The following is a 7,780-nucleotide window of genomic DNA, read 5'->3' as shown; positions in this document are numbered from 1 at the left end:
CAACCGGCGCGCGCGCCGGCGCCGGACGCGCCGCGCCGGTCTGCTCCTGCGTCACCTGGAAGCGCGACACCTCGCTCACCAGGCCGGCGGCCTGCTGCTGCAGGCTCTCGGCCGCGGCGGCGGCTTCTTCCACCAGCGCCGCGTTCTGCTGCGTCACGCTTTCCATCTGGGTGATGGCGCGGTTGACCTGCTCGATGCCGGAGGACTGTTCTTCGCTCGCCGCGGCGATCTCGCCCATGATGTCGGTCACGCGCTTGACCGCGCCGACGATGTCGTCCATCGTGCGGCCGGCGTCCTCGACCTGTTTCGCTCCATGCGCCACCTGCCCCACCGAGCCGTTGATGAGCTGGCCGATTTCCTTGGCCGCCGACGCCGAGCGCTGCGCCAGGCTGCGCACCTCGGCCGCCACCACGCTGAAGCCGCGGCCCTGCTCGCCGGCGCGGGCGGCTTCCACCGCCGCGTTGAGCGCCAGGATGTTGGTCTGGAAGGCGATGCCCTCGATCACGCCGACGATCTCGGCCACCTTGGCCGACGACTGCGAGATGTTCTGCATGGTCTCGACCACGCCGCGCACCGCGCGCCCGCCCTCGGTGGCCACGCCCGAGGCGCTCACCGCGAGTTCGTTGGCGTGGCGCGCATTGACCGCGTTCTGCCGGACCGTGGAGGTAAGCTGCTCCATCGAAGCCGCGGTCTGTTCGAGCGACGCGGCCTGTTCCTCGGTGCGCTGGGACAGGTTGGTGTTGCCGCTGGCGATCTCGCGGGTGGCGCCGTCGATCGAGCGCGACGCGCCCTGGATGCCGTGCACGAGCGCCGCGAGCTGGCCGAAGGCCCGCTCCAGCGCGCCCAGCATGCGGCCCATTTCATCGTTGCTGCGCGTCTTGATGGCGTAGGTCAGGTTGCCCTGCGCGAGCGCCTGGGCGGCGTCGAGCGCCTGGCGCGCCGGGCCGGTAATCGAGCGCGTGATGCCGAGGCCCAGCGCCGCCGCCAGCGCCACCGCGACCGCGGCCAGCCCCACCAGCAGGTTGCGCGCCATCTCGTAGCTGGCGTTGGCTTCGTCCACCGAGGCCACGGCCACCTTGCGCCCGGTTTCGGCCAGCTCGGTCAGCTTGTCGAAATAAGGCGCCTGGGCCGCCGGCAGCGTGGCTACCATCGCGCTGCGGGCGCCGTCGAACTCGCCGTTCTGCAGCTGGCGCAGCACCGTGTCGAGCTGGCCGTTGTAGACGTCGCGCGCCTCGATCAGGCGCGTGTAGTTTTCCTGCGCCGCCGGCGAGGAAGCCTTGGCCATCCACTTGCCGAGCGCATCCAGCGCGGTGCTCATGTCCTCGCGCAGCGCGCCGATCTTCTCGGCGTTGCGCCGCACCGCGACCGGGTCCTCGTTGAGGGTGGCATCGCGCGCCAGGATGCCGACCCACAGCGCGTCCTGCTTGACGCGCTCGATCTCCATCACGCGGAACATCCGCCCTTCCACCGTCAGGCGCATCGATTCGTTCATGGTGCGCAGGGACATCGCCCCCAGCACGGCCACCGCAACCAGCAGCAGCGCCACGACCGAAAACGCCACGGTCAGGCGCGCCCCAATGCCAAAGTTTCGCAACCAACGCATTTCCCGGCTCCTTTTTTGCTTTTTCATCGCGGGCGGCACCCTGGTGCCGGACGAACCTCCGGACCAACGCCGCATCGCAGCCTTAACGGCACGCACCGGGCAAGCTTGAGGATATTTCCGCGGTTTGTTGAAATAAGGCAAAAACGCGCCGGTTAGCGGAGATATGCAGGGAAAAAGCGGGGCAATTCGGGGAATTGACAGCGGGCGTCCTGTCGTCTAATGACGGCACGCACGCGGGGGGCGCCGCCGCCGGCCGCTGCCGGCGACATCCGGTGGCACCCAGGCGGGCGCGCAAAAAAAGAAGCCCACGCGCGGGGTGCTCGTAGGCTTTCCAGGACTGCTAGGAACCGAAAGGTCCAATAGCGAATATAAACCTGCTTACATGAGGTGTAAATCCAATTTCTATCAGGGAAACCTCTGATATAAAAGTGCCGGCCCCGCCATATCGATGGTATCGGGGCGGCGCGAGGAACCTCGGCCGGAACAAGCCAGGGCTGCGCGGCAGCCCGCAGACCTCATGTTGCACCTTGGGGCTGCGGTCGGACAGCATTGGGATTTGCCACACAAGTGTGCATGAATCCACATTCGGCCACTGTGATGCAATCGATTTTTTAGAGGTTTACCTCTAGGCCAGGTGCGCTCTCCCAACCGTCCACATTTGTAAAATTTTGTTACCCTCGCGCCTGAAGTCTTCCCCTTCTCTTCCGGCGGCGGCACTCGCCACCGGTGGCGGGGCGGTATCATCGGACCCGTCTCCCGCGTACCAGCCGCGGCTGGCCGCGCTCCGTGCCGCCAGCCCCCTGGCCGGTCCCGGGAGCGGATGTTTCATTCCCGGTTCCGCCAAGGCCAGGCCGCAGTCCGCGCTCCGCAGTGCGTCACACCCCAGTTGCCCAGGCCTGGCCATCGAATCCCTGCCAGCCGACAGAACCCGCGCGGGCTCTTCCGGAGAAGTTGTGAACAAGAAGGAAATCAGGGTGGACCGCCCTAGCCGCAGACTGCAGCACCAGCAGTTGTCCACCCATAGCGCGAGCCGGAAGCCCGTGGTCGTGCACCTGTCCAGCGGTACCCGCCTGCATGGCGTGATCGTGGCCGCGGACAACTATATGGTATTGCTCGCGGAGGACGCCGGCGATCCGCTGCCCCAGGTCGTCTACAAGCACGCCATCGCCGTCATCACGCCGGCCCATGCGCCCGAAGCCCAGGCCAGCGTGCCGGGCGCGGAGAGCTCGCCGGAGTTCGTCAGCCCGTACGTCCCGCGCACGCGCAAGCGGCGCTGACGACCGGTTCCGCGCGCCCGCCATGCTGTTTACTAATAGCACCGCCAAATATGCAGGACAGTTTGAGCCCATCGCAAAAGTCACTCTAAATCTTTCCCGGCCCCAACCGATAACCCAAACAACGGTGGCACTTCTCGCCCTGCATTGCCAGGCAGCCAACGTTGCGGCAACAGCCGGATTGCACAACTCACTGTAAAAGAATAGGAGTCGTACCATGTCGATGGTCATCAATACCAACACGTTGTCCCTGATGACGCAGAACAACCTGAATTCGTCGCAATCGTCGCTGAACAGCGCGATTCAGCGTCTGTCTTCGGGCCTGCGTATCAACAGCGCCAAGGACGACGCAGCGGGCCAGGCGATCGCCAACCGTTTCACCGCCAACATCAACGGCCTGACGCAAGCTCAGCGCAACGCCAACGACGGCATCTCGCTGTCGCAAACCACCGAAGGCGCGCTGACCGAAGTCAACAACAACCTGCAAGCCATCCGTACCCTGGCCGTGCAAGCCGCAACGGGCTCCAACTCCGCTTCGGACCTGCAATCGATCCAGGACGAAATCACCCAGCGTCTGGCTGAAATCGACCGCACGTCGCAACAAACCGACTTCAACGGCGTCAAGGTGCTGTCGTCGGCCGCTTCGTCGCTGAAGGTGCAAGTCGGCGCGCAAGACGGCCAGACCATCTCGATCGACCTGAAGGAAATCAGCGCGAAGACCCTAGGCATGACCGGTTTCACAGTGGCAAAGAACTCCTTGGCCACGACCGCCCCCATCACGACCGTCACCGGCGGTACTGCTCCGACGGCTGTGGATCTGAGCAGCGTTGCCACCGCACTCGGAGTTAACGCCAGCGACCTGTCGCTGAGCAGCACGCTGGACTCTAATGGCGATGCCACCGGGAACTATGTGGTTAAGTCAGGAAGCGACTATTACGCCGCCTCTGTCGACACCTCCAGTGGCGCAGTCACACTGAACCAGGTCGATTTGACGGTCGGCGACGCCGCTAATGGCAACACGGGCAATGCAGTCGCTGACCAATACGTCAAGGTTGGCGCGGACTCGAGCGGCAATGCAGTTGCTTATATCACCCAAGGCGGTAACAACTACGCCCTCGACTCTGCAACCAATGCCGCCGCAATGGCCAACGGCAACGCCAGTAGCACTTCTACGCCTACGCACGTGACTAACAGCTCGCAGATCGAACTGAGCTCCGGTACGCGTCTCGACAGCGCCTCCGCCCCCGTCGCCGTCGCCGCCAGCACTGCCTTCACCGGCGTGGGCAGCACCAATCCGCTCGACACGATCGACAAGGCCCTGGCTACCGTGGACAAGCTGCGCAGCGCCCTGGGTGCCGTGCAGAACCGCTTCAACTCGGTGATCTCGAACCTGGGTTCGACCGTGACCAACCTGTCCGCTTCGCGCTCGCGCATCCAGGACGCCGACTACGCCACGGAAGTGTCGAACATGTCGCGCGCCCAGATCCTGCAACAAGCTGGTACCGCTGTGCTGGCCCAGGCCAACCAGACCACGCAGAACGTGCTGTCGCTGCTGCGTTAATCGCAACAGTAGCCGCACCCCTGGCGGCGCCGGACCTTCGGGCCCGGCGCCGCCGGGAATGCTTCCAGAGCGGTCTCCGCTCTGAAAGCGTTTCCACCGGAGCCGCCCGCTCCGACCGTCCCTCGCGAGAGACCGATCATGATCAGCCCGACCGAACAGCTAGCCAAGTTGCCCGCCGCGCCGTTGCCCGCCACCCTTCCCGCCGCGGGTGCCGCGGCCCCGGCAGGCGTGCCGGCCGGGAGCCTGCCGGGCGCCATCGCGGCGGGCAAGGCGCCGGGCGACAAGGCGCACGCCGAAAGCTCGAAGGAACTGGCCAGCGCGCTCACCAGCCTGACCGAGGCGCTGCGCGCCACGCCGGTGGAAGTGCGCTTCAGCATCGACGGCGATACGCACCAGATCGTGACCACGGTGGTGGACAAGTCCACCGGCGACACCATCCGCCAGTTTCCCTCCGAAGAAGTCCTGCGCATCACGCGCGCCATCGACAGGCTGCAAGGCCTGCTGATCCACCAGACCGCATAGGCGGCCCCCGCAGTCTCTCCCTCGAACAAGACAACACAGGCAGCAAATCATGAGCACACCGATTTCGTCGATTGGCGTTGGTTCCGGACTGGACCTCAGCACCCTTCTGACCAACCTGCAGTCGGGGGAGGAAACCAAGCTGCAGCCGATCACGGACGCGCAGACCGCGGCCACCACCAAGCTGTCCGCCTACGGCCTGCTGCAGGGCGCGCTGGCCTCGTTCCAGAATGCCGCCGCCGCGCTCGGCGCCGCCAGCCTGTACAACAGCACCACCACGTCGTCGAGCAACACCGGCGTGCTGACCACCAGCGCGGACAAGACCGCGGTGGCCGGCAACTACGCCGTCAACGTGAGCCAGCTCGCCACCTCGCAGACGCTGGTGTCGAACGGCATCACCGACGCCACCGGCCAGCTGCTGGGCAGCGCCAGTATCAAGATCGAGCTCGGCACCACCGCCGCCGACGGCACCTTCACGCCGGGCAGCGGCACGCCGACCACGATCAACATCAACGGCACCAACAACACGCTCACCGGCATCCGCGACGCGATCAACGCATCGAACGCCGGCGTCACGGCCAGCATCGTCAACGACGGCAGCGGCACGCCGTACCACATCGTGCTGACCTCCAACACCACCGGCGCCAAGTCCAGCATGCGCATCTCGGTGGGCAGCAACGGCAGCGGCGACCCGTCCACGATCAGCGGCCTGCTGGCCTACGATCCGGCCGGCACCAAGTCGATGACGGAGAACATCAAGGCGGTCGACGCCAAGCTGACCGTCAACGGCCTGGCCATCACCAGCGCCAGCAACACCGTGCAGGGCGCGGTGCCGGGCGTGACCATGACGCTGACCTCGCTGGGCGCCAGCAACGTCGGCGTGAGCACCGACACCTCGTCGATGGCGGGCGCCGTGCAGAGCTTCGTCACCGCCTACAACACGCTGCAGAGCACCGTGGCCAAGCTCGACAGCTACGACGCCGACACCAAGACCGCCGGCACCCTGCTCGGCGACAGCACCGTGCGCACCATCGAGAGCCAGCTGCGCGGCGTGTTCAACACGGCGCCGACCGGCAGCAACGCCATCAACCTGACGCAGGTCGGCATCGGCTTCAACGCGGACGGCAGCATGTCGCTGGACACCTCCAAGCTGAACGCGGCGCTGACCAGCAACCGCGCCGGCGTGCAGCAGCTGTTCAGCGGCAGCGACGGCAAGTCCGGCTACGGCAACCAGCTCTCCAGCCTGGCCGCCAGCTTCACCGCCACCAACGGCGTGCTCACCACCGCCACCGCCGGCGTCAACACGCAGCTCAAGTCGCTGGGCGACGACTACACCAACATGTCGAACCAGATCGACGCGACGATGGCACAATACCGCGCCCAGTTCCAGCAGCTCGACACCATCATGGCGCAGATGACGTCCACCAAGAACTACCTGACGCAGCAGTTCGCCTCGATGAACGGAACGTCGTCGAACTGAACGCGCCGGGATCATTGCCGACACAGCTTCAAACCCAGGGATCGTCATGTACGCACGCACCGCCGCCAATGCCTACGCCAACGTAGGCGTCCAGACCGGGGCCATGAGCGCCTCGCCGCACCGGCTCATCGTCATGCTGTTCGACGGCGCGCGCGCGTCGATCGCCCGCGCCCGCTTCCACATGGAAGCGGGCAAGGTCGCCGACAAGGGCATGGCCATCTCCAAGGCCATCGAGATCATCGAAAGCGGCCTGCGCGCCTCGCTCGACCATACGGCGGGCGAGGAGCTCGCGGCCAATCTCGACTCCCTCTACGAATACATGGCGCGCCAGCTCATGCTCGCCAACCTGCACAACGACGACGCGCGCCTGCTCGAAGTGGACAAGCTGCTGGCCGACATCTCGGCGGCCTGGGGCCAGATCGACCCCGCGCGCGAGCCCGAGCCGGAGCATCAATTGCTGCGCCCCAGGGACGCCGTCTCCATCGGTGCCTGACATGCTCACGCAAAAGAACCACCTGATCGCCTGCTATGAAGCCTTGCTGGTCCTCTCCGGCCAGATGTGCGAGGCTGCCCGCGCCGGCGACTGGGACGCGCTGAGCGCCCTGCAGGCGCGCTACGTGGCGCAGGTCAACGTGCTGCGCAACAACGACGACGTGGTGCTGCTGTCGCCGCAGGAGCGCCGCTACCGCTACCAGATGCTGGAGACCATCCTGTCGCAGGATGCCGCCATCCGCAACCTGGTGATGCCCCAGATCGAACGGCTCGGCCACCTGCTCAACAACTCGCGCCGCCGCCAGGAACTGCATCACGCCTACGGCGCCGACGCCCGTTACTGATCGCGCCGAATGGTCGGCATCCATCTTCCGCCAGATCCCGCGCTGGCGCTGCGCAACACGGACCCGCAAGGACTCAAGTCCGCGCTGAGCGTGGCCAAGCTGGCCGCGCTGATGCCCGCCGGCGCCGTCACCGAGACGGTGGCGCCGGCCGACAGCGGCGCCACGGTGCAGCAGAACCGCCCCGGCATAGTCACCGGCGGCACGCCGAACCCCGCCGACGGCGCCGCGCCGGCCTCCGCGCGCGAGACCTTCAGCTCGGCCGCGCGCGTCATCCTGGACATCCTCGAAGGCACCGAGCCGGCCCCGCTGCGCGGCTCGGCCCCGCTGCTGCCCAGCGCGCCGGCGCCCGGCAGCACCGGCGCGCTGGCCGCGGCGCTGGCGCAGCAGGTCGGGCAAAGCGGCCTGTTCTATGAATCGCACCTGGGCCAGTGGGTCAACGGCACGCAGCCGCTCGACGCCCTGATGCGCGAGCCGCAGGCCGCGCTCGGCCCCGGCCCGGCCGCGCCC

At 66.7% G+C, this 7,780-nt stretch carries 7 protein-coding genes and 1 pseudogene; 7 read left to right on the top strand and 1 reads right to left on the bottom strand.

Features of this window, described 5'->3' with window-relative positions; genetic code table 11:
* Positions 1–1,603 (bottom strand): methyl-accepting chemotaxis protein (locus K206_RS0129205; RefSeq protein WP_020205903.1); only part of this gene is annotated, 1,603 nt, incomplete at its 3' end.
* Positions 1,604–2,556: 953 nt separating this feature from the next.
* Here K206_RS0129205 and K206_RS0129200 point away from each other — a divergent pair.
* From K206_RS0129200 to K206_RS0129170, 7 genes and pseudogenes are all read left to right on the top strand, one after another.
* Complete coding sequence (locus K206_RS0129200) at positions 2,557–2,880, top strand: RNA chaperone Hfq (RefSeq protein WP_029044221.1); 324 nt, start codon at positions 2,557–2,559, stop codon at positions 2,878–2,880.
* Positions 2,881–3,094: 214 nt separating this feature from the next.
* Positions 3,095–4,438, top strand: coding sequence for a FliC/FljB family flagellin (locus K206_RS0129195; RefSeq protein ID WP_020205901.1), 1,344 nt, complete (start codon positions 3,095–3,097; stop codon positions 4,436–4,438).
* Positions 4,439–4,576: 138 nt separating this feature from the next.
* Complete coding sequence (locus K206_RS0129190; protein WP_020423956.1) at positions 4,577–4,960, top strand: flagellar protein FlaG; 384 nt, start codon at positions 4,577–4,579, stop codon at positions 4,958–4,960.
* A gap of 49 nt (positions 4,961–5,009) precedes the next feature.
* Entirely contained in the window at positions 5,010–6,437 is a 1,428-nt protein-coding gene (fliD, locus tag K206_RS0129185; RefSeq protein ID WP_020205899.1) for a flagellar filament capping protein FliD, read from the top strand.
* A 46-nt stretch (positions 6,438–6,483) separates the two neighbouring features.
* Positions 6,484–6,930: a flagellar export chaperone FliS gene (fliS, locus tag K206_RS0129180; protein WP_020205898.1), complete on the top strand. Its 447-nt coding sequence runs from the start codon at positions 6,484–6,486 to the stop codon at positions 6,928–6,930.
* A gap of 1 nt (position 6,931) precedes the next feature.
* Positions 6,932–7,273 carry a flagellar protein FliT gene (locus tag K206_RS0129175; RefSeq protein ID WP_020205897.1) on the top strand — a complete coding sequence of 114 codons (342 nt, stop codon included), beginning with the start codon at positions 6,932–6,934 and terminating at the stop codon, positions 7,271–7,273.
* A gap of 9 nt (positions 7,274–7,282) precedes the next feature.
* Positions 7,283–7,780: pseudogene (locus K206_RS0129170) on the top strand (flagellar hook-length control protein FliK); the annotation flags it as partial.

The sequence above is a fragment of the Cupriavidus sp. WS genome, from assembly GCF_000395345.1.
Taxonomy (GTDB): domain Bacteria; phylum Pseudomonadota; class Gammaproteobacteria; order Burkholderiales; family Burkholderiaceae; genus Cupriavidus; species Cupriavidus basilensis_B.
This window is presented reverse-complemented; position numbering and strand designations above follow the sequence as displayed.

What these genes read in the sequence shown, in the direction of transcription:
- K206_RS0129195 (WP_020205901.1), top strand. Translation starts at nt 3,095, where the DNA reads ATGTCGATGGTCATCAATACCAACACGTTGTCCCTGATGACGCAGAAC.
- K206_RS0129190 (WP_020423956.1), top strand. Translation starts at nt 4,577, where the DNA reads ATGATCAGCCCGACCGAACAGCTAGCCAAGTTGCCCGCCGCGCCGTTG.
- fliD (WP_020205899.1), top strand. Translation starts at nt 5,010, where the DNA reads ATGAGCACACCGATTTCGTCGATTGGCGTTGGTTCCGGACTGGACCTC.
- fliS (WP_020205898.1), top strand. Translation starts at nt 6,484, where the DNA reads ATGTACGCACGCACCGCCGCCAATGCCTACGCCAACGTAGGCGTCCAG.
- K206_RS0129175 (WP_020205897.1), top strand. Translation starts at nt 6,932, where the DNA reads ATGCTCACGCAAAAGAACCACCTGATCGCCTGCTATGAAGCCTTGCTG.